At 59.4% G+C, this 20,086-nt stretch carries 14 protein-coding genes and 1 pseudogene; 3 read left to right on the top strand and 12 right to left on the bottom strand.

What is annotated here, in order from left to right:
- Positions 1-9: 9 nt before the first annotated feature.
- On the bottom strand, positions 10-1,284 hold the full coding sequence (locus BSY239_RS16495; protein WP_069049048.1) for an aromatic ring-hydroxylating dioxygenase subunit alpha: 1,275 nt from the start codon (positions 1,282-1,284) through the stop codon (positions 10-12).
- 144 nt (positions 1,285-1,428) lie between these two features.
- On the opposite strand from BSY239_RS16495, the gene BSY239_RS16490 reads away from it, so the two are divergent.
- Entirely contained in the window at positions 1,429-2,226 is a 798-nt protein-coding gene (locus BSY239_RS16490) for an IclR family transcriptional regulator (RefSeq protein WP_069047746.1), read from the top strand.
- 197 nt (positions 2,227-2,423) lie between these two features.
- Here BSY239_RS16490 and pcl read toward each other — a convergent pair whose 3' ends face one another.
- The 5 genes from pcl to BSY239_RS16465 all read right to left on the bottom strand — a co-directional run bounded on the left by pcl (position 2,424) and on the right by BSY239_RS16465 (position 11,402).
- The gene (pcl, locus tag BSY239_RS16485; protein WP_069047745.1) at positions 2,424-3,683 is read right to left on the bottom strand and encodes a 4-coumarate--CoA ligase; all 1,260 of its coding nucleotides are present in this window, start codon (positions 3,681-3,683) and stop codon (positions 2,424-2,426) included.
- A gap of 2 nt (positions 3,684-3,685) precedes the next feature.
- Positions 3,686-4,063 carry a photoactive yellow protein gene (gene pyp, locus BSY239_RS16480; RefSeq protein WP_069049047.1) on the bottom strand — a complete coding sequence of 126 codons (378 nt, stop codon included), beginning with the start codon at positions 4,061-4,063 and terminating at the stop codon, positions 3,686-3,688.
- 748 nt (positions 4,064-4,811) lie between these two features.
- Positions 4,812-5,192 carry a response regulator gene (locus tag BSY239_RS16475; protein WP_069047744.1) on the bottom strand — a complete coding sequence of 127 codons (381 nt, stop codon included), beginning with the start codon at positions 5,190-5,192 and terminating at the stop codon, positions 4,812-4,814.
- Complete coding sequence (locus BSY239_RS16470) at positions 5,182-6,777, bottom strand: PAS domain-containing protein (protein ID WP_069047743.1); 1,596 nt, start codon at positions 6,775-6,777, stop codon at positions 5,182-5,184. Before BSY239_RS16470 ends, BSY239_RS16475 begins: the two co-directional genes overlap by 11 nt.
- A gap of 104 nt (positions 6,778-6,881) precedes the next feature.
- The gene (locus tag BSY239_RS16465; protein WP_083240027.1) at positions 6,882-11,402 is read right to left on the bottom strand and encodes a PAS domain S-box protein; all 4,521 of its coding nucleotides are present in this window, start codon (positions 11,400-11,402) and stop codon (positions 6,882-6,884) included.
- A 319-nt stretch (positions 11,403-11,721) separates the two neighbouring features.
- Here BSY239_RS16465 and BSY239_RS16460 point away from each other — a divergent pair, with 319 nt between their 5' ends.
- Positions 11,722-12,870: a sensor histidine kinase gene (locus BSY239_RS16460; protein ID WP_172823119.1), complete on the top strand. Its 1,149-nt coding sequence runs from the start codon at positions 11,722-11,724 to the stop codon at positions 12,868-12,870.
- A 348-nt stretch (positions 12,871-13,218) separates the two neighbouring features.
- Here the strand turns inward: BSY239_RS16460 and BSY239_RS16455 are convergent, their stop codons facing one another.
- Genes BSY239_RS16455 through BSY239_RS16440 form a run of 4 tightly spaced genes read right to left on the bottom strand, consistent with a single transcriptional unit; the run spans position 13,219 to position 16,098 of the window.
- Positions 13,219-14,550: an ATP-binding protein gene (locus BSY239_RS16455; protein WP_069047740.1), complete on the bottom strand. Its 1,332-nt coding sequence runs from the start codon at positions 14,548-14,550 to the stop codon at positions 13,219-13,221.
- A complete protein-coding gene (locus BSY239_RS16450) occupies positions 14,547-15,218 on the bottom strand; it encodes a response regulator transcription factor (RefSeq protein WP_069047739.1) in 672 nt (223 codons plus the stop codon). The genes BSY239_RS16455 and BSY239_RS16450 overlap by 4 nt, the downstream gene beginning before the upstream one ends.
- 26 nt (positions 15,219-15,244) lie before the next feature.
- Positions 15,245-15,481: a PepSY domain-containing protein gene (locus BSY239_RS16445; protein WP_069047738.1), complete on the bottom strand. Its 237-nt coding sequence runs from the start codon at positions 15,479-15,481 to the stop codon at positions 15,245-15,247.
- On the bottom strand, positions 15,478-16,098 hold the full coding sequence (locus BSY239_RS16440; protein ID WP_069047737.1) for a glycine zipper 2TM domain-containing protein: 621 nt from the start codon (positions 16,096-16,098) through the stop codon (positions 15,478-15,480). Before BSY239_RS16440 ends, BSY239_RS16445 begins: the two co-directional genes overlap by 4 nt.
- Positions 16,099-16,547: 449 nt before the next feature.
- Here BSY239_RS16440 and BSY239_RS16435 point away from each other — a divergent pair, with 449 nt between their 5' ends.
- The gene (locus BSY239_RS16435; RefSeq protein ID WP_069047736.1) at positions 16,548-16,889 is read left to right on the top strand and encodes a DUF4148 domain-containing protein; all 342 of its coding nucleotides are present in this window, start codon (positions 16,548-16,550) and stop codon (positions 16,887-16,889) included.
- A gap of 422 nt (positions 16,890-17,311) precedes the next feature.
- Here the strand turns inward: BSY239_RS16435 and BSY239_RS22180 are convergent, their stop codons facing one another.
- Together BSY239_RS22180 and BSY239_RS16430 are read right to left on the bottom strand one after the other, a co-directional pair.
- The gene (locus tag BSY239_RS22180) at positions 17,312-18,343 is read right to left on the bottom strand and encodes a TnsD family Tn7-like transposition protein (protein WP_083240026.1); all 1,032 of its coding nucleotides are present in this window, start codon (positions 18,341-18,343) and stop codon (positions 17,312-17,314) included.
- 111 nt (positions 18,344-18,454) lie between these two features.
- A pseudogene (locus BSY239_RS16430) lies at positions 18,455-19,957 on the bottom strand (IS5 family transposase).
- Positions 19,958-20,086 lie beyond the last annotated feature (129 nt).

Raw genomic sequence — 20,086 nt, 5'->3', positions numbered from 1 at the left:
TGAACGATTTCAGAGGCTGAAGACAGGCTTCTCTGTACTGTCGGCGAGGTGCTCCCTGGCCCACTCAACTGGGCTCTGCTCTTTGGGCAGAAGCACACCTGCCGGACGCACTCGTTGTTGACTCGAATCCAGCGCTGGCGGCATGAGCCCCTCTTCCAGTCCCAAGGCGGCCTCGTGCAACATGCGACGCGCCATTACGATGGCCTTGTCAGTGGGCAGTAGCCGTTCAGCGTCGTGGTTCTGAATAGAGCCCATGCTTTCTTGCAGAGAGTAGTCCTGTGCAGAGAAGCCAAAAACTCCGCTGTAGGCTCGGTGCTCTTTTTGGGCCAGACGGTCCATCTGGTACCCGTTCTCCCGATTGGCCGCAGGGACGAAACTGCCAGGGGCTTCGTATTCGACGTGGATACCCATGCCGGCCTTCATTGCATCCAGCTCTTCCTGGCTCAACGGTCGATTTGGTTGCCAGTTGATGCTCCAGGCCCAGCAGCTGTGATCGTCGATCGGCACCCAGATGTGCCCGCCCAAGGCGTGGTCACCAAATGGTGCAATCAGCGTGAACCAAGGGAACAACCATTGGGTGACGCGCCAATAGTAGGAGTCAGGTTCTCCATTGCGGCGGCCAAACAAGCTCAACCCAAAAGGTGTCTTCTCGATCTCGAACACCACATTGCCATCGGCTTTGATGTAGTCGAGCGCCTTGACGCCCTTGTGCATCGGGTCCGAGTCAACCTCGTAGCGGTGAACGTATGAGACGTGGGCGGTATCGATCCCACCCTCCATGGCCTGCAGGTAGCTTGAGTACTGCACCCGTTTCGATACATATACGTGTTCGGCTGGAAGAGTGCACCACTCCAGTTCAGGCAGTTCTGGCTGCTGATCGGCAGGGCCCATGTAGGTCCAGACGATTCCGCCGCGCTCGATGCAGGGGTACCCCTTGATATGCATGCGCGCACAAGCTTGCGGCGCAGAGGGAACATCCACACATTGGCCTGCGCTATTGAACTTGAGACCGTGGTACGCGCAGCGAATGCCATTTTCCTCATTGCGTCCGAAGAAGAGCGACACCCCGCGATGTGAACAGAACTCACTGATCAGGCTTGCCTGGCCATCCGAGTTTCGAAAAGCCAGCAACTTTTCGCCCAACAGTTGTACTCGCACCTGAGGGCCATCCGGCTCCGCAATCTCGCTCGACATCAGCGCGGGGACCCAGTACCGCCGCAACAGATTGCCCATGCGGGTCTCAGGTCCGACCCGGGTAAGTGTTTCCGACATTTCTTTGTTCACGTGAATCTCCAAAGTCTCTCGATGTTTGCTTATGTCCATCTGGTGGACATGTAGTCCATGGTATGGACATCATTGATCTGCGTCAAGAGGTGAGAGATCAGTCCGACAGGCGGACAGGCGGACGCGTAACATCCCCCAACAGCAATGAACGGGCGAACGGAAGTGGAACCACCAGAAAAACCGGGTGAAGGTGTCCGAGCAGTGGACAGGGCACTACAGATCTTGATGGCCTTTACCGCAGACGACCATCGACTCACTGCCGGGGAACTCACCAAACGCGTGGGTCTCAGCCGCCCCACGCTCTACCGACTCCTGCACACGCTGGAGAACAGCGGATTCATCGTGTCATCTGGAGATCCGCAGAGGTTCGAACTCGGCCCATCAGTGGCTCACTTGGCTCACGTTTGGAGCGCCAGTCTGGACATCGCAACGATTGCCCAGCCGATGATGCGCAGACTCTGGGATCAGACAGGAGAGACCGTCTCTCTTCTGGTCCATCAGGGCAACAGTCGAATCTGTGTTGCCGAACTCGCCAGCGGACAACCCTTGAGCTTCAAACGCGGCGTGGGGTACCGCGAGGACGTTACGTTGGGCGCCAGCGGTCGCGTGATCCTTGCTCATGTCCCCTCACCAGAAACCTACATCAATCGCGACAACGCAAAGCCAACAGATGTATTGGAGTACCTCGATCGTCTGAAAAGGATTCGGGAGCAAGGGTATGAAATCAGTCGCGACGAACTGATCAAAGGAGCAGTCGCCGTTGCCGTGCCCTTCTTCATGGGCGATGGCAAAGTCGCGGGCTCTCTGGCTGTATTTGGACCAGGAGTTCGCGTAGATGGTCAGCGCGTCCAGACTTTTGCGGCCATGTTGACGGTTGAGGCGACCGCCCTTTCACAAGCTCTTGGACAGCGGCTTGAATCGAAGAACACTGCCAAAGCTTGAATGTCAAGGAAGCAGTCCTTCCTCGAAGAATCCAAACGGCACCCAAAGAGCCATATTTCTACATGGCGGGTTAAGACTGAGCTGAGTCATCCATGCCCCAACATCCCGAATGCCCGCAGAGTCCATCACCGTGCCTTCAACGGCCCGCGCTCGAAGGACACCTTTGCCGCCGATCTCGGTCATTCCGGGTCAATGCCTCACTGGACGAGCTCTGCGCCCTGAACACCAAGCTGCCAGGCCGCCAGCTTACCCATTGCGTTGCGCGGGACGCTATCGCCCAGTGTGAAGGCCTTGGGCCGAGAAGTAGCTCCAAGGCGAGCCTCAGTCCAGGTCCAGAGTTCTGCCAGCAGCTTGTCCCGGTCGGCTCCGAGCACGGGGACGATGAATGCCTTCAGTCGGGTGCCTTCCTCAGGCTCCATGAGCCGAACGGCCGCATCCGCCACCTGAGGGTGACCGAGAAGCACCTCCCGGATGTGTGCTGGGAACACATTGGTGCCTCCCACCTGAACGGCTTCGTCAAGGCGGCCACGGACCTGGAATTTGCTCGCAGAAGGCCATTCAAGACGATCCTGGATCGCATGCGGAAAGACCGTCCCCTCGGGAGTCGTGCGCAGTAGGAGCGCGCTATCGCCGGTGTCGCGCGACCAGAAAGGCATCAGCTGGTAGGGGTCGTTAGGGGCATTCCGTGTGCCGATCCCAGCGGTCTCCGAACTGCCATAAATCTGGGTCAGGCGATCCAGTCCGATCACGGCCAGGTTCCGTGCCACCGCGTCGGGGCACGGCGCAGTTGATGTGATGCCGTGCACGCCGGGGGGGAACTGACCAGCATGGCGCGCCATCAGCGCCCAATGGGCGGGATGGCTGATCAGCAAGTCACCCTGACGGAGCAGCTGGGCCAGTGCCTGAGGAGTGTGGCGACGGACGTCGACCACGGCTTCGCACCCCAGACGCTCTGGCAACAGAACCGTGAACAAAAAACCGTAGATGTGGTGCGCAGGCACGGCTGTGAGGACGCGCTGAGCCCCGGCTGTCAAAGTTGCCAGGTGATCGACCTCCTGCTGCAAGTTGGCCAGCGCATGGACACAGGACTTGGCGCTGCCACTGCTGCCCGAAGTGCGAAAGGTGAGTTCTGCGTCGAAAGCGGCGAGGCCATCCGCAGCGATCTCAATCCATTCTCCGAACAAGTGACGCGCCAGCAGCAGGTCTTCAATTCCGCTTTCGTGCAGGTGCAAAGCCTCGTTGAGCGCTGAAGCCACGCTGAGCAACTCCAGCGAATCCAGGCCCAGGCCCTGTTCGTTCATGGCCAGGTCCAGTGGCCACGGTTGGGGTGGGAGGGGTGCTCCACCCGGCCGCAGATGGCTCATTTCGTCAGCGATCAGGTCGGTGATGAAGCGTGCCAAAACGCCTGGCCTGTGGTGCCAGGCGGGCGCCTTCTCAACGGACTTCGCATCCAACATTTTCAGACTCGCTTGACGAAGATCCAGTAGGTGTCGCCGGAGATCGCTCGTTTCATGTGAATCTTGACCTTTGTAGGCTTCATCTGGTTGTCGAAGATGTACTCGAACATCGTATTCAGGTCCTTGTTGCGAACACCAGCGTCGAAGACGCCCTTGAACTCAGGCCGATTAGTGCAAGGGGCCACGTCAGTGAAAAAATTCTTGCCGATCACAGCCTTTGGGTCTCGGCCCGTTATGGCGCCTTCGACCGCGTTGTACTTGATGATGCTGCCCCCGGCGTCGAGCTCTACAGCGCCAAATGCCAGCTTGTTGAACTGCGCGTCGTTCATTTTGGAAAGAACGTTCTCGACATCGGTCTTGCCGAAGGAGACGGTGTTCATGGTGGTGGGTTGCTGGGTCGTGGTCACTTCGTACGTCCTTGTGGATGGGTAAGAAATTCAAGGCCAATATGGGCCGGTCAAGCAGAGCAATCTGCTTCATATGCATCTCGGCAGACTCGACCGCAACTTGAGACGGCATGGAGGCCGTAAACCTACGGATCCTGCGATTCGAGACCTCTTGCCGCATCCCACCGCGATTCGCGACGACATCGAGGACAGTCGCCGCGAACGCCCGCACCACCCTCGACACCGCACGTTGGCAACAAAACCACAAGTTCAGGTGGATGACTGCGAGGAGGCCGGCTCTGTGAGTCCAGGCCTACACACCACCCACAGCAACAGTTGCAACGCGCATAGCGAACTTCCCATGACGGCTCAAGACTGGACTGAGTCGTCCGAGGCCCAGGACACGAAAGAAGGTGTCGTTAATCATCGAGCATTCGGCGACCCAATTCTTGTCCGACCGCTGTGGCTCCGATAATTGGCACTATACGAATGGTGCAAAAGTAGTTGCTCGGGCGCAGTCGGTTCCACGGCTTTGGACCGGCCCGGTTCAGAGTTGGTTCCCCTGGCCTACTTGTTTGCCTAATTTTTTGAGACTCGATTCCGATATGGGAGTAATTCCTTTCTTTCGATCATGAGTCAGCAATCTCCCCACTTGGCACAGGCAAGCCGCATTTCTATCAAAAACGGCTCAAGCAATCGCCCTCGTTAACACGTTCACGGTCTGAGCCCTCATCTTTTCTCATCACGCAGCAAACAATTCAGCCGCGTTTGCCGCGGTCAAGGGTTTGACCATGAACCCCTGAATCAACGGGATTGCCTCTGCTCGACGGCGATCATCAGTCCAGTTAGAAGACGTCAGCATGAACAATCTGAACTCCGTCAGCGGGTGCAATCCATCCGTGAGTGCTTGAGCAACATCAAACCCGGTGAGTGCCGGCATGTTGATGTCCAGAAACACGCAGGTGGGCACTTGAATCTGGTCCTTCAACAAGAAAGCAAGGCCCTCCTCGGGGCGCTCGAACGCTTGCACCTCACCCTTGAATCCAGCCTTCGCAAGTGCAAGACGGTGGAAGAAGTTGTCAGTTTCGTTGTCGTCAATCAAGACAACGCGTTCAAACCGCATGGGTGACCTCCCGCGGTACGACCAACGCCAGGCAGCGCCATCCCTCTTCAGTGGGCTCATCCAGCAGCGCGCCCCCGTGCAGAACTGCGACCTGCCGCGCGACCGACAGCGTGGATGCAGGCAGGGCGATGGGTTGTTGATCTACACGTCCAGACCTGATAACTGGAAGAGGGTTCGCTGCGCTGACGTCGATGACCTCCAGCCGTGATTCGCCTGTTTCCTTCACCAGCCGCACGACGATATGCGCGGGCGTTTTGGCTGAGGACCACAAGGAGTATTCAAGTAGGCAGCGAACGGCCAGCTCAAACACCGGCGCATCCACCGACAGATCACCATCGACCTGAAGATCCACCGTCGCCCGACGCTGCTCCACATCATCACGCAGATGCATCAAACTCTCTTCCAGCAATGCGCGGACATTGTGAGGAGCCACCGCCAGTGTGCGACCGTCCAGTTCTCCGAATAGGCGCATGTCCTCCAGCAAGCGGGCTAGGCGGCGGCCACCGCGCTCGATGTAGGTCAGGCATTTCCGCTCCAACTCAGGTAGCGTGCCATTCAACTTGGCCACCAGCACAGGCGTGGCATTGTTGATCGCATTCACCGGTTGCTTCAGCTCGTGCGAGATGGCGTGGAGGTAGCGGTCCTGCGCGACCCGCCGGACCTCCAGTTCAGCGGCATGGCCGCGCAGCAAATCGGCCTGCTTGGCAAGTTCCGTCACATCGCGATGTCGCTCAACCACCCCATGCACGCGCCCCTCATCGTTGAGGGCAGGTATGTGGTGCAACTCCATGCGGCGCAGGCCTGTGCCCGGAAATCTCAACTCAAAAGTCAGTATCGACTCGTGACCGCTGAGTGCCTGGTTGATACCGACTTGGCACACCTCGCGGTACAGCCTTTCCCCCACCAGATCCTGCACAGAAGTGCCCAAAAGAGCCTCCTGCGACTGAATCCAATACCGTTCAAAAGCTGGGTTGACATAGAGGTAGCGGTGCTGCGTGTCGATGAATGCGGCCATTTCTCGACCCTCATCCAGCACGTTTCGGATGATCCGCTCGTTCTTGCGAACCAAGTCCAGGATCCTGCGCGCCTCGCGCCTGCGCAGCGCCTCGTGTTCGATCAGGTCCATCGTGAGTTTTGCAAGATGCTGCAATTGGCGCGTCTGGACCTCAGACAAGAACATCTTCTCTTGGCCCAGCACACACACAGCGCCTAGAGCTTGACCGCTGGCGGTGGTGATGGGTGCGCCCGCGTAAAAGCGCACGCTTCCGCTGCTCACCAAGGGAAGTTGGGCGAAGCGCGGGTCCCGGGCTGCGTCATTGACTACCAACACAGACTTTGTGTCCATGATGGTGTGCGAACAAAAGGCCTCGTCACGGCCTGTCTCGCTCGGCTCAAATCCCCGGCGGGACTTGAACCATTGCCGGTCTGCGTCCACCAGAGAAATCAAGGCAATCTCTGTCCCGCAGATGCTCGCGGCCAGCTCGGTGATGCTGTCAAACACCGGGCTAGGCAGGGAATCCAGCACCTGTAGATCGTGCAGCGTCTGAACTCTTTTTTCTTCGTTCTCAGGGACTGGAAATTTCATGGTTTTGCAGTAAAAAAACACCTTCAAATGTGAGCAGCCACAGCCCACGTTGGACTGGGATTGATGACCATTGTTCGAGTCTGATCAACAAGGCAGTTGGTGGTTCAACCCATGCCTTTCTGGGATCCACCCGTCATGCAACTTCCCAGAGCGTCACGCAATGAAGCCATGCGCGCAGGCTTGCCAAGCAAGTGGTCAACGCCGGCAGGCAAGACGCCGTCTTCCAGCATGCGTTGCCCCCAGCCAGTCAACATGATCACGGGTGTGTTGGGCGACATGCCCTTCACCCCCGTGGCCACCGCATTCCCATCAACCCGGGGCATGCCGAGATCTGTGATGACCACGTCGTACCCACCCGCTTCCAAACTCGCCTTGAACAAACTCAATCCCTCTTGGCCGCCGCCGGCGGAGGTCACCAGATGGCCTTCGCCTTCGAGCATCTCGCTCAAGGCGCTGAGAAGCGTCACCTCATCATCAATCAACAATATCTTCAGGCTCTTGCGCTGTCCTGTAGGTCCCTCTATTGCCTGATCGCCTCCCCCCGTTACCGATGGCGCCTGTGCGAGGAAACGGATGCCAAACGTCGTGCCTTCCCCGGGCTCGCTCGTGAGCGATATTTCAGCCTCATGGCGCTGCAGGGTGCCGTACACCATGGCCAGCCCAAGCCCAGAGCCTCGTTCGCCTTTGGTGGTGAAGAAGGGCTCCATGCACCGCAGACGCGTCTGCTCGTCCATGCCGATGCCAGTGTCGGAGATCTCCAGAAGGACGCACGGCTGATCGCTTCCATCGACTGTTTGCGATGTCGTCACGCTCAGCTCTCCCCCTTCGGGCATTGCGTCCACCGCGTTGAGCACCAGGTTGGTCAAGGCATCTCTGACCTCCGCTTCTATGACGCAGACCTGCGGCAAGGAAGGAGAGAGGTTGAGCGCCAGATCAATAGACACCCCCGTCTGCTGAGGGATGTCTCGCCACCGTGCGCGGGTGAGTTCCACAACCTGTGTGACAAGGCGGTTGAGGTCCACATTGTTTCGCTTCGTGAATCCGTCCGCCGGCCGATAGAACTCCCGCATGCGCGCTACCGTCTCAGCCACGTCATCCACGGCAAGCTGGATAGTAGAGAGTTGTCTTCTGCCACGCTCGCTCAGACCTGTTTCTTTGTTCAACAAGGACTCGGTGTAAAGCGCCATGGGTGTGATGGCGTTGTTGATGTCGTGGGCAATGCCACTGGCCATCTGGCCGAGTACGCGCAGGCGCTCCTGCTGCAGGGATACCTCCTGCGCGTCCTGCAACTCTTCGTACGCGAGCTGAAGGTCCTGGTACAGACGTGCGTGGCTCGCTGCCAATGCAACATGCTCTGCGATTTTCAGCAAGAAGTCGCATTCCTCGCTGTTGAATGCATTCGGCAGAGACCTGGCCGCCACCAAAACGCCGAAAACTCGCCCCTGCGCACGCATCGGCGCAAAGACGACAGAGCCGAGCCCGGCCTGCGCGAGCTTCTTGGGAAAGTCACACGGCATCCCCCGGGTGTCAGGTTCATACACAAACTCACCAACATGCGATCGGTCCAACGCATCGCTTCCAACCGACAGCAAAACCCCCTCGTTCAAACCGCAAGACTCGCATAGTTGGGCTCCACGAGATCCCATTCGTACCACCTCGAACGCGTCTGCATCGTTGTCGAAAATCAGGGCAGCGCTCATCCCCACGGCGAACTCAGCTTCCAGGTTCTCGCACACCACCTCGAAGATCCGGCCCAGCTTAAGCCGTTCGTCGGTGGCACGTGCGATCTTGTTGAGCAGCACCGTGCGTGCGAGCTGCATTTTGAGCTTTTGCTCACCCTCAAGGCGCTCAGTCACATCTTGCACGGTGCCACTGATCGACACGACTGCCCCTGATTCATCCCGATTGGGCTCGTCAATGGTCTCCTCCAGCCAGCTCACACGACCATTCGGAAAAACGCACCGATAGGTCCAACGCTGCATCTTCCCCTGGGTGAAACCATCGTTCATGATGGCTTGGTAAGTTTCAAAGTCATCCGGATGCACTTTCGACATGCAGGCCTCAAGACTTGGTACGCCCCTCTCTGGGTCGTTGCCAGTCATTTCAAAAAGACTGGCAGACCAAATGGCAGGTGCGCCATTTGCAAAGCGCTCCCAATGACCCGTCCGGGACAACGTCTGCGCTCGCAGCAGCCGGTCTTGCGCGGTCTTGAGCTCGATGAGTGCCTGCGCTCTCTGCTGCTCCAGCTCGATGCGCTGCGTGATGTCGCGCTCAACGGCCACCCAGTGGGTGTACCGACCGGTTTCATCGGACACCGGGACGATGTTCAACTCCAGCCAGATCTCCTGACCATCCTTGGTGTAATTGATGATCTCCTCGCGCACAGGCTCCCAACGTTCGAGATGATGACGAATGCGGTCCAGCACTTGGCGGTCAGTTTTGGGCCCTTGCAAGATGCGCGGAGTCTTCCCGATCACTTCATCCTTGGCGTAGCCCGTCAGCCGCTCGTAAGCGTCATTGACGAACAGGATCCTGGGGCCAGGTTCGCCAAAAGGCTCCGCTTCGGTGATCAGGACAATGTCGTTAAGCCTGGCGATGCAGGTCTCCAGCAGCTTCAGACGCTCTTCTCGCTCGCGCCTGCGTGCCTCTTCGTTCAGGTGGTTCATCGCAGCCGCGAGACTCTCCCCGATGGCTTCGAGCTGACGACATTCAGCCGCCTGGAAGTACTCGGTCTCGGATGCCATGAGAACCAAGGCCTTGAGACCTTGTCCTGCGGCCAGGAACGGCACTGCTGCGACAGAACGGTACCCGCGCCGAGCAGCCTCAGGTGCCCAAGGGAATGCTTTCAGCGTTGTGGCGAGATTGTTGGACACTGCCAATTTGGCTGTGCGCAAAGCGGTCGAAATTGGTAGGTCGAGTGTCCCCACATCAAGAGACTCAGTGCGCAGAATGTCCGTATAGCCCTCATCGTGTCCCACGCTCGCTTCCACCTTGAGGGCATTCTTCTGCGGGTCAACCGCAGCAATACACGCCATCCGCATTTCAGCGTGGGTCACACAGATGCCGCAAACCCTCTCGAACAAGTCTTGGATCGTGCGAGCCGACAGAATCGCTTCATTGATTTTGCTCTGGACCTGGTAGAGCCTGCGCAGGCGGTATTGCTCTGACACATCTTGCAAGGCACCAGCGTAGAGGATCGGCTTTCCCCGCGAGTCGTGTTCTACAAAGCCGAAGGCATCGAGCCAACGGGTTTTTCCATCGGGACGAATGATGCGGTATTGGATGTGCTCAGGTTTTTTGCCTTGATACAACATCATCCTGTGATGACGAACTCTTTCTCTGTCTTCTGGGTGGATCATCGACTGATACTGTGCAGGAGTTAATGACCCCTCAGTCGGTGACTCAACGTTCTCTTTTCTAAGTCCCAAGATGTCGCGGACCGAAGCGGACGCTGTGTAGACCTGCTTCTCAAGGTCGAACTGGAAGAACCCGACGCGGGTGATTTCCTGCGCTTTGTTCAGCTGGGCATCCTTTTTGTTCAACTCCTGCAGCATGTTCGTGAAAGTCTTCTCCAAACCAGAGAACTCACGGCTGGGCGCATCTGCACCTAGGTCGCCAGAAGGTGGCGTGGCTTTCTGCTTCGCTGCGGCTTCCATCCGCATGAGCAACCTACCGATCGGCTTGATGAACTGCCGTTCAGCCAGTCGCAGGGCCAAAAAGATACCAACCGCGAAGCTCAGCGCGAGGATGATCAGTTGATGCCTCAGGCGTTCAAGGGGCCCGGCAAGGATGTCACTGCGCTTGGCACTGGCAATGGCATAAATGGGCTGGGAGTTCACCTCTCCAACCCGCACCACTTCGTGCAACCAGTCTGCCTTGATGTCGGCTGGAATCACTCGGCCTACTGGCGCTGATCTCGTGATGCGCTGCAACAGTGCTGGGTTCGAAATGGCAGCACCAATGGCTTGCACGCCCCGCTGGTTGGTGGCGAGAACGGTACCTTTACTGTCGGCAATCATGACGGTGACCGGGTTGGACACCGAGAGCGAATCCAGCCGAGCAGAGAGGAGCGCAAGATCCAATGTTGCGTAGGCCACACCTGTCATCGTTTCCGAATAGTCGTAGACGGGTAAGGCAAATCCGATCTCATCACCACCCGTAGACGCATCCATGGAGTAGTCGTCCATGGCGAACTGCTGACTTGCAACAGCACGCTCAAAGGCGGAGCGCTCGCTCACCGCGACCGCTGTGGTACTGGCATCACTCAGGCATCTCGGGCGCCCTTGCAGGGTAAAGACGCTGATCGACCCATAGTTCGGAAAAGTCCGAGAAATGTTGGTCACGTATTCGTTGCACAGATCGAGGAGGTCGTTGCGCCTGACCGAGGGACCGCTTGCAACGGTGGCCAGCGTCTGTCTCACACCTTCGACCATCTGCTCCTCGGTAGCTGCCGCCATCTCGGCCGCCGATCGGACTTCCTCGCGCGCTCGGGCAACCGCGTCGTCTTGAACGCCCATGTAGCCATAGATGACCATCACCATGCCAGGCAGCGCTGCTATCATCAGCAGCGCCGCGACTAAGCTGCGAATCCCGGGTTTCTCCATTGAAGTTGAGCGAATAGGCATGTTGGTGTCTGGGTGTGGTTTGTCCACGGACTATGGGTGTCGAGTTTGCATCTACCGTCAGACGAACGAATCAAAGTTTCGGATTGTTCGAGGCCTGAACTGCTTGATTTCATCACCAACATCGTGCGAGCGACGACTGTTTGTAGAGAGAGGTGGGCACAGTTCACGCTAAGACGGAAAAACACGACGCCCTTTTTGCGCCTAATCGCATTTGGGTGATAACGTTTCATCGCGTCACCTTGTTCCTTGTCGCGTTTTAATCTGTAGCCAACTCATTACCCGAGGCCGAAGCTTCGTCATGCTCTCCAGGAACGCACCGTTGACCCCATCAGGCGCCAGGCTGCTGGTCGTCGACGACGATCCTGCGCAGCGCGATGCATTGCTGGATACGTTGAGTGATGAGGGATACGAGGTCGAGGCCTGCGACAGCCCGGCAGTCGCGTTGCAACGGGCATCATCCACCACCTTCCATCTCGTCCTGACAGACCTTCAAATGCCGGAGATGGACGGCATAGAACTCACCCGTCTTCTCCAAAACGTAGCCCCTGACTTGGTTGTGGTGCTGATGACAGGAAATGCAAGCGTTCCCTCGGTGGTGGAGGCCATGCGAAACGGCGCCATCGACTGCATACAAAAACCCTTTCGCGCCAGCACGCTTCTCCCGGTGATCGAACGAGCACTGGAAGTGCAGCGATTGCGCGCGAGCAATCGCCGCTTGGAAGCTGAGGTTCAGAGGCAGTTTGAACAGCTTGTGGCGGTGAACGGTGAGCTGGATGCCTTCGCTGCTCGAATTTCGCACGACCTGCGTGGACCCCTTGTCAACATGCGCGGGATCCTGGAAATGGCCCGGGAAGACGCGATCAACCAAGCGTTGCCCGATCCGAAGTTGCTAGGACTGGGCGTCGAGTCGGGAGATCTGGCGCTTCGCATGGTGAAAGACATGCTGGATTTCGCTCGCCTGGGCGTTCAGCCCATGGAGTTGGTGCCTGTCGAGCTCGATACAGTGCTGCGGGACGCACTGACTGCCGTTAGCTCCCTCACGCAGGGCCGCAACATCGTTTGGGACACCGGTCCGCTGCCTTGCATATTGGGCCAAAAGGGCTTGCTGCTCCAGGCCTTCGTTAACTTGCTCAGCAACGCCATCAAATACACAGCGGGAAAAGAGGTCGCTCACATCGCTGTTCAGGTCGGAGCTTCTGACTTTGGCGCAACCGAGATCCGTTTCACGGACAACGGAGCTGGCTTTGATTCGAGGCTGGCTGACCAACTGTTCAAACCATTCCGGCGCTTGCATTCCAATGACGAGTTCATTGGCGAAGGGATGGGCTTGGCGAATGTGCGCCGGATCGTTGAGCGTCACGGCGGCGCTGTTGGCGCCAAGGGTTCTCCTGGCGAGGGAGCGGAGTTCACACTCGTGTTTTCGCAGATCAACCTCACTGCTGCGACGGCAGAACAAGCACTGCGGTGATTTTTCGTAGGGCGCCAAAGTAGATGCTTTGGCGCAGTCGAGAAATCAAAGGCTGACAAGGCTCTTGTGCCACACGGCAGCCCGGGCTAAGGCCAAAATTGGTGCGACCGGACTGCCGGCTTGAGCCCTCGACAGTTCATCTCGACGGTCATACCGCGATCGATGCGTGACTCAGACCAGCAGGATGCCACGAGACACGGCGGTTGAACATTAGGGCAGCAGGCTAGCGCTCGCTTGGCCCAAAACGCAATGCGCCCAGATTTGACCCAGGGCCTTGGTCCACCTGACGGGCCGGCGCTCCGCTATCTCTAGCAGTCCATGTTTACCGTGCCTTGAGCAGCATGCACCTCAGGGCACCGGCAATACGATGTCAACGCGCCCGCCGCCCAATGGGCTACTAGAAAGCTTCAGCTCCCCCAGATGGCTGGCCACCAGGTCGCTCACCACTGCCAGCCCGACTCCGTGCCCGGGGATACGCTCGTCCCCCCGTACGTGGAGCTGCAGGATTGACTCGGTGTCGTTGAATCCAGGGCCGTCGTCCTCGATCCGGATGCACATGGATATCGGCTCACGCCATATCCGCACCAGAACCTGGGTGCGCGCCCACTTGGCCCCGTTGTCCAGCAGGTTCCCAAGCATCTCGAACAAGTCGCCCTCGTCGATGCGCCAGGTCAGGTCGGCTGGGCACTCGACGCTGAAGTCCAATGCCCTTTCGGCATACACCTTGGCTAGCGCGTCGCGAATGCGCTCCAGGATTGGCGCCACCAGAAGTGGCGGCGCAAAACGCGCGGCGCCCCCGGCGATGGCGCGCCCCAGCTGGTGCTGCACGATGTCATCCATGCGGCTCACCTGCTGGGCTACGATGGCTGGCAGTTGCGCCGGCTCGGCCATGGCGCTGCGCAGAACAGCAAGCGGAGTCTTCAGGCTGTGGGCGAGAAAGCTCAGCGCGTCGCGATGTCGTGCCTGGCGCTCGCGCTCCTGCTCAATCAGGTTGTTCAGGTTGTCCGTGAGGCTGGAGATTTCGGTAGGGTAGCGGCCCTCGATGCGCGATTGCCCGCCATCTTCGATACGCCGTATCTCGCTGGCCACGTGACGCAGCGGCGCCAGGCCCCACCGCAGCAGCCACAGCTGCGCCAGCAACAGCAGCACGGCAGCACCCCCCAGCCAGAGCCAAAGGGTGCGGGTGAAGGCACCGACTTCGCGGTCGAAGGCCGCGCGGTCTTCCAGCACCGTGAGCACCAGCGGTGCCTCACGCGCAGAGGCTTTCCAAGTGACGGCATAGCTGACCGACAGGAAAGACTTGCCGACCTCATCCACCGTCTCGTTGCGCCATTGACCAGGTTGCTGGCTGCGCCGGAACGGTGGCTGCAGGCCCAGGGTCGATGCCGACTGCCACTGATCCCTGCGCAACACGTTGTAGATACCCGCGTACAGGCCGGAACCCGGAAGCGACAGGCGCGGCTCCGCAAACTCGGGCGGCATCACCAGCGAACCGCCAGCATCAAGTTCGGCAGCTGCCAGCAGCAGGTAGATGGTGCTCTGCAACCTGCCGAAATAGGCCTCCCGCACGCTTTCGGCATTCGCACGCTGCACCGCCAGCCCCGCGCCGGCCATAAATGTCAGCAGTACCACCGCAGCACCCAGAAGCAGGCGGGTACGGATGGAGTAGCCGGCCTTCATTCGAGGGTGAACCGGTAGCCCCGCCCCCGCACGGTCTCGATCGGGCCGACGCTGCCGTCGGGGTCGAGCTTGCGCCGCAGGCGACCCACCAGCACTTCGAGCACGTTGCTGTCGCGGTCCTCCCCGTGCGGGTACAGGTAGTCCGACAGCGCCTGCCTGGTGACGATGGACGGGCGCTGGCGCACAAGGTACTCGAGCAGGCGGTACTCGAACGCCGTGAGCTCCAGCACCGCGCCGCTGAGCCGTACAGCCTGCGCCGACGGGTCGATGTTGAGGGGGCCGAGCGCCAGCACGCCAGTGGAGGACCCCAGCGAGCGCCGCAGCAAGGCCTTGAGTCGCGCTGCCAGCTCCGGATATTCGAAGGGCTTGACGAGGTAATCGTCTGCCCCGGCTTCCAGGCCCACCACTTTGTCTTGCCAGCTGCCGCGCGCGGTGAGGATCAGAATGGGGAGACCGCTTCCCTCCTGCCGCAGGCGCTGCACGATGGTCAGCCCGTTCAGCTTGGGCAACCCCAGGTCAACGATGACAAGATCGACCGGGTACTCGCTCGCCAGAAACAGGCCCTCTTCGCCGTCCTTGGCCTGGTCGACCCGGTAGCCATCGGCCTCCAGCTGGCGGGCCAAGGTGAGCCGCAGCGCGGCATCGTCCTCGATCAGTAACAAGCGCATTGGGCTGAAGCTGCAGCAGGCTGGCCTTAGCGGGTCTGGCCTGTGACGACATCCACCTGGATCACGCGGACCTCACCAGCCGGCGTGACCACCTTGATGCGCCATACCGGCTGGCCCAAAGACTCGAGCTTCTCAACGGACAGCACGCGGCCGCCACTGGCCCGCTGGGCCACTGCAGCCGCGTCGTCGCGGGTCAGATCGGCCCAGGCCAGGTTGGACACCACCAGCACGGTGGCGCAGAGGAGTCTGGCAAATGTGTTCATCGGTTGTAAGTATCGAGGTATTCGCGTCCGCCACGTTCATCACGCCTGCTTTGGTATTCGCGTCCACCCTGGTATTGGCGTCCACCTTGGTACTCGCTCTCAACCGGAGTGAATGAAACGCGAATCGGCAAGGTGCGGCCTGGGTTCTCGCGGGTCACCGTGTTGTAGACCTGGCCGCGGTACTCGTATTCGACTTGGTAGCCCGTAAGGCGGGACTGCACGTCGTTGACAGTGCGGCAGTTCTGCACCTGGCGCTGCTGCGGCTGGGATGCCTGCTGGTAGCCACCACCCCAGTTGTTCTGGTTCGCAAAATGCTCGGCTGCCAGCGCGCCGACCACGGCACCGAGCGCGGTGGCGGCATCGCGGCCGCGGCCCTTGCCAACCTGGTTGCCGAGCAAGGCGCCGGCCACACCGCCAACCGCCAACCCCCCGTAGTTGCGCGAAGCCGCCACGGGTTGCTGCTCGGTCACCCACTGGCTGGTGCACTCGTTGCGCGGCACGGAGATGTTCTCGTACCGCGGTTCGACATTGCGCACGCGGGCAGTGTCGTTGAAGGTCTGGGCTTGGACGCCCGCTGCCAGCAATGTGGTCAGACAAAGAATGGAAGTACGTTTCATGGAAAGCTCCTTGGTTGAGGTGAGACGGAGCTTAGAAAGAAGTGGGTGAACCGAAGCTGAACGAAATTGATAAATGTTTCCTCGCGACCCAGAGGTGTGTGGGGCGTTGCACCCGGTTGGTCGCCGCATCCGCAGCGCGACTTTGAGATGTGACTGAGCTTACTGACGCCGCAGGACACGACTTGTTGGGAAGACCTACCTTCATCAACTCTGAAGGTTGCTGCTGAACATAAGGCCTGGGTTTGAAGACATCGATTTCTGACGCACGCTGGTTGAACGCTCTACTAAAGCGAAAGGATGGAGGAGCATTTCTTTGTTTGGTCGACACCCTACGTACGAAATTGTACTGATTGGTAACAAAACAGACTGGTTAGTGCATCCATTTGGAAGTTTCGTGCGTATCCAGTGTGCGACATGCAATTCTCATCAACCTTTTTGATCGACCCCTCATGAAAAAATCCATTCTCTCCACAGCCCTCTTCACCCTCGCCGCACTGGGCGCGGGCTCCGCTTTTGCTGCAGGTGGCAACAACTACCCCGCCGACAAAACCTCCAGCGTAAGCATGAAGACCCGCGCGCAGGTGAAGGCCGAACTCGCCGAAGCCATCCGCGTCGGCGACATCATCACGGACAGCGAGCGCGGACTGACCGCCTACCAGCTGAACCCCAGCGCGTACCCCGATCGCCCTGCTGCGATGGGAAAGACCCGTGCGCAAGTCCAGGACGAGTTGGCCAAAGCCCACATGGACGGCAGCCTGGCCCGCGCCAAACTTCAAAACCAAGGCGGCTGAGCAAGGCAATCGCGCCCAACTTTCGTTGTCGAACGAAGCCTCCTGTTTCAGGGGGCTTTTTCAGGTCTGGAGCTGGGACGGGGTGGTGCCTTGTCTGCACTTCAGATGCTCTCACGCTCCACATGTCCTCCGTGAAAATTCCACCAGCCGACTGGAAGTCTTCTCAGTAGTGGTGGACGTATGAGCGAGACGGAGCTTGACGCATCATGCAGCTAGACGAGCTTGTCGCTGTTGAGGCGCCGCACTGCGCTCCAACGTCTGCAGCACCCTCACGAGCTGACACTCAACTCCTTAAATTGCCTGGTCCTGGATGACCGAAATGCGGCAACGACTGCGGGCTCAGCTTTCCAATCACAAAGTCGGCTGTCGCTGCCAAGCGGACCCTGAGATCAGGAGAGAAGCATAGCTGCAAGTTTCGCGGTTCAAGTTCTGTGAAACTGGTTGCCAAACGACCCTTCACGCACATCGAGAAGTCGCTCGACTGCCCTTGACCGCCGCTGTTTTGCATTTTTCAGCCTCTGCTTTGCATGGTTCCCGCGACTCGGTGCATTGCTTGTTTGACCTGAATCCTCCAGCCACTGCAGATCGTTTCGATATAGCCAAGCGTAAGTTGCAGGCACTATTCTTCGGGCCACTTTGGTAGTGAGACCATCTTCACCTTGGCGAAGTCGAAGCCAGTCTGACCGAGCCGCAGCACGTCGGAGGTCAAAGCGGGACTGGTGCCACTGTTCTTGCAGACCTGGGGTGGTTCGGAGGACACGGGTGATCGTCTCGATCGACAACCCTAGCCCTTTGGCCAACTGGCTTTTTTCGTGACCCAGTTGGAGACGGGTGACGATCGTTTCGCGAATTTCGGGGGTGAGTTTTTTGGGGCGGTGGATGGCCTCAGTTCCTTGCGCGCTCGCCCACGCTGTGAACGTGTTGTATGAGACGCCGGCTTGCTGGGCTGCGCGAGACATACTGATCTCTCCCGCGCATGCCTCAGACAGAACCGTTGCCTGCCATGCATTGGGGCCATGAGTGATGGCGGTGGGGATGGTGGCTGGGGCGGGTTGCACATCCTGGGTCGGTGCTGACTCGTCGTAAGATACCTTTAGTGTCTGGAGGTCTTTGAACCAGATCGAACACCAGAGCAGCCAGCGCAGTGGGTGCGTCACCGAACGTCCCGAAAGCGCCCGCATCAGCTGTGCCTTGAGAAGCTCCGCGTCTGCCAGGTGCTGCATCTCGGGTAGCGTCAACTGGCGTTTAGAAAGCAGATCAAGCGAGGGTTCTATATCCCGCCAGCGAATCCGTCCGCATGGACTAGCCAAGCTCAGATCGATCAGCCTATGCCGCAAAGCGAGGCCCAACCTCACAGGGTCATCAAGCATGCCGTGTTCGAGTTGAACCAGCTCAGCGCCCATGGAAGCCAGTTTGGCCAACCAGCGCATGGCGCCCCGGTCTTTGGCGTTCACCGAAATTGCGTTGGAGATTGATTTCGCGGTAGGGCCGGGCAGCACCCAAGCGAACCGTGCTCGTTGATCCAGCTTGAATGGGGAAATGCTCAGTAGTCGGCCCTGATTTATTCAGTTTGACGCCAAGGCCAAACGAGGGGCAGAGCTGCTGAGCGCGTGAACAAGCGACTTGCGCGCCATCCGAGAGCAGTTCGGCGATAGCCCCGCGATCTGGCACAGGCGCAAATAAAGCCGCTGCAGGAAGGCCACTCCCTTCCTTGCGATCATGCGCAGCAGCCATTTGATGTTGTAGCCCGCCGCGCACAGCACCGCGTGCAGCCGGTCGCCAGTTGCAGCCTTGAGGTGACAGCGCTCCATGCGGTGGTCGCTCTTGAGGTGACCAATGATCGGTTCGATGGCCTGGCGCCGTTTGAGCAGCTTTCTCTCTTGTTCGCTGATCCGCTTGGCCTTGCCCCGATGCACGATGTGCACACCGGGCAAATCCGCGTCCACGCCCCGGTAGCCCAGATCCACGAAGGCCGTCGCTGGTTTGGCTGCGCTGTCTTGTATCAGGATCGTGGCCTGCTCCAGCTGCTCGGCCAAGGTGTGGCCGTCGTACGGGTTGCCGTGGAATGCACGCGCGCCCACGATCAGGTTGCCCCGCAGCGTGCTGGCAATGCCCACCTTCACCCCGAACTCGTAGGGCGTTCTCGCCTTGCCCTTGCTGATGCAGTCCACCTAGGGCGCGTGCCAGGCGTAGAGCTTGGGCTGTCCATCCGCCGCTTTGCGTTGGCCGCTCTGGAACACGATGCGCCGGGCCTTGTTCAACGTCTCAGCGAGCGCCTCCCGCACAGCTTGCCCGATGGCGCTGGCCTTGCGGTCAATCTCGCGCTGCAGGCGGCCAACGATGGTGCGCTGGCGCTTGATGGCCCGGCGCATGCGCGTGAACTGGCGGGCATGTGCGTAGCGCCCAGCCTTGCGGCCCAGCTCCTTGCCCTCCTTGGCAAAGGTCTGCTTCAGATCGACCCCGGCGTCCTTGGCCGCCTCCACCAGTTTGGCGCGCGCGGTCTCCAGCAAGCGGCTGTCGGTGGGGTGAGCAATGGCCTTGTGCTGTACCGTGCTGTCCACGATCACGCGGGCGAACTCCTGCGGTTTGATCAGCTTCAGAGCAACAGCCACGTTGATGGTCTGCGCCAGCAGTTCTTCGACACCTTCCTCACCCAGGAGCTGGCGGAACTTGATCAGGGTGGTGGCGTCGCAGGGGCGGCGATGTTCAAAGTACGCCTGGCCCGAGAAGAACTGCCACGTTGGCGTCTCGCCCCAGCGCTCAACGACGCCCTCGTCGGACTCGTTGAAGGCGTGTTTGAGGTACAGCAGCGCGATCATGATGCGCAGCTGCACATGGGGGCGTCCTGCGTTGCTGGGGACAGCGGCACGCTGCACCTGTTCACCGAAGAGATCCAGATCGGGCATGGCCACACCAGCGCGGCCCCTGCGAGACAAGACCTGGGCTACCCGCGCTTCGATCTCCTGCCAGGGCATGCGCGAGGCCAGCACAGCCAGCGGATGGCGCAGGTCGATCATGTGATCGATGCGCGAACGGAAGAAATCATCGGTGGCGGCACAGGCAAACAGCACGGCAGAACTCCCAGAAGTTTGCCCCTATTGGAATTCAAACTGGGAGTCTCGGCCATCGGCAATCACCCGAAAGTCCAGTGTTTATGCGGCCTCCGGGGATTCTTCAGGGACGACTAGTTAGGAAGC

It is taken from the genome of Hydrogenophaga sp. RAC07, from assembly GCF_001713375.1.
GTDB lineage: Bacteria > Pseudomonadota > Gammaproteobacteria > Burkholderiales > Burkholderiaceae_C > Hydrogenophaga.
This window is presented reverse-complemented; position numbering and strand designations above follow the sequence as displayed.

Coding starts and splice junctions, on each gene's coding strand:
- BSY239_RS16465 (WP_083240027.1), bottom strand. CDS start 11,402: ATGCCTATTCGCTCAACTTCAATGGAGAAACCCGGGATTCGCAGCTTA.
- BSY239_RS16490 (WP_069047746.1), top strand. CDS start 1,429: ATGAACGGGCGAACGGAAGTGGAACCACCAGAAAAACCGGGTGAAGGT.
- BSY239_RS16475 (WP_069047744.1), bottom strand. CDS start 5,192: ATGCGGTTTGAACGCGTTGTCTTGATTGACGACAACGAAACTGACAAC.
- BSY239_RS16445 (WP_069047738.1), bottom strand. CDS start 15,481: ATGAACACATTTGCCAGACTCCTCTGCGCCACCGTGCTGGTGGTGTCC.
- pcl (WP_069047745.1), bottom strand. CDS start 3,683: ATGTTGGATGCGAAGTCCGTTGAGAAGGCGCCCGCCTGGCACCACAGG.
- BSY239_RS16470 (WP_069047743.1), bottom strand. CDS start 6,777: ATGAAATTTCCAGTCCCTGAGAACGAAGAAAAAAGAGTTCAGACGCTG.
- BSY239_RS16435 (WP_069047736.1), top strand. CDS start 16,548: ATGAAAAAATCCATTCTCTCCACAGCCCTCTTCACCCTCGCCGCACTG.
- BSY239_RS16455 (WP_069047740.1), bottom strand. CDS start 14,550: ATGAAGGCCGGCTACTCCATCCGTACCCGCCTGCTTCTGGGTGCTGCG.
- pyp (WP_069049047.1), bottom strand. CDS start 4,063: ATGAACACCGTCTCCTTCGGCAAGACCGATGTCGAGAACGTTCTTTCC.
- BSY239_RS16450 (WP_069047739.1), bottom strand. CDS start 15,218: ATGCGCTTGTTACTGATCGAGGACGATGCCGCGCTGCGGCTCACCTTG.
- BSY239_RS16440 (WP_069047737.1), bottom strand. CDS start 16,098: ATGAAACGTACTTCCATTCTTTGTCTGACCACATTGCTGGCAGCGGGC.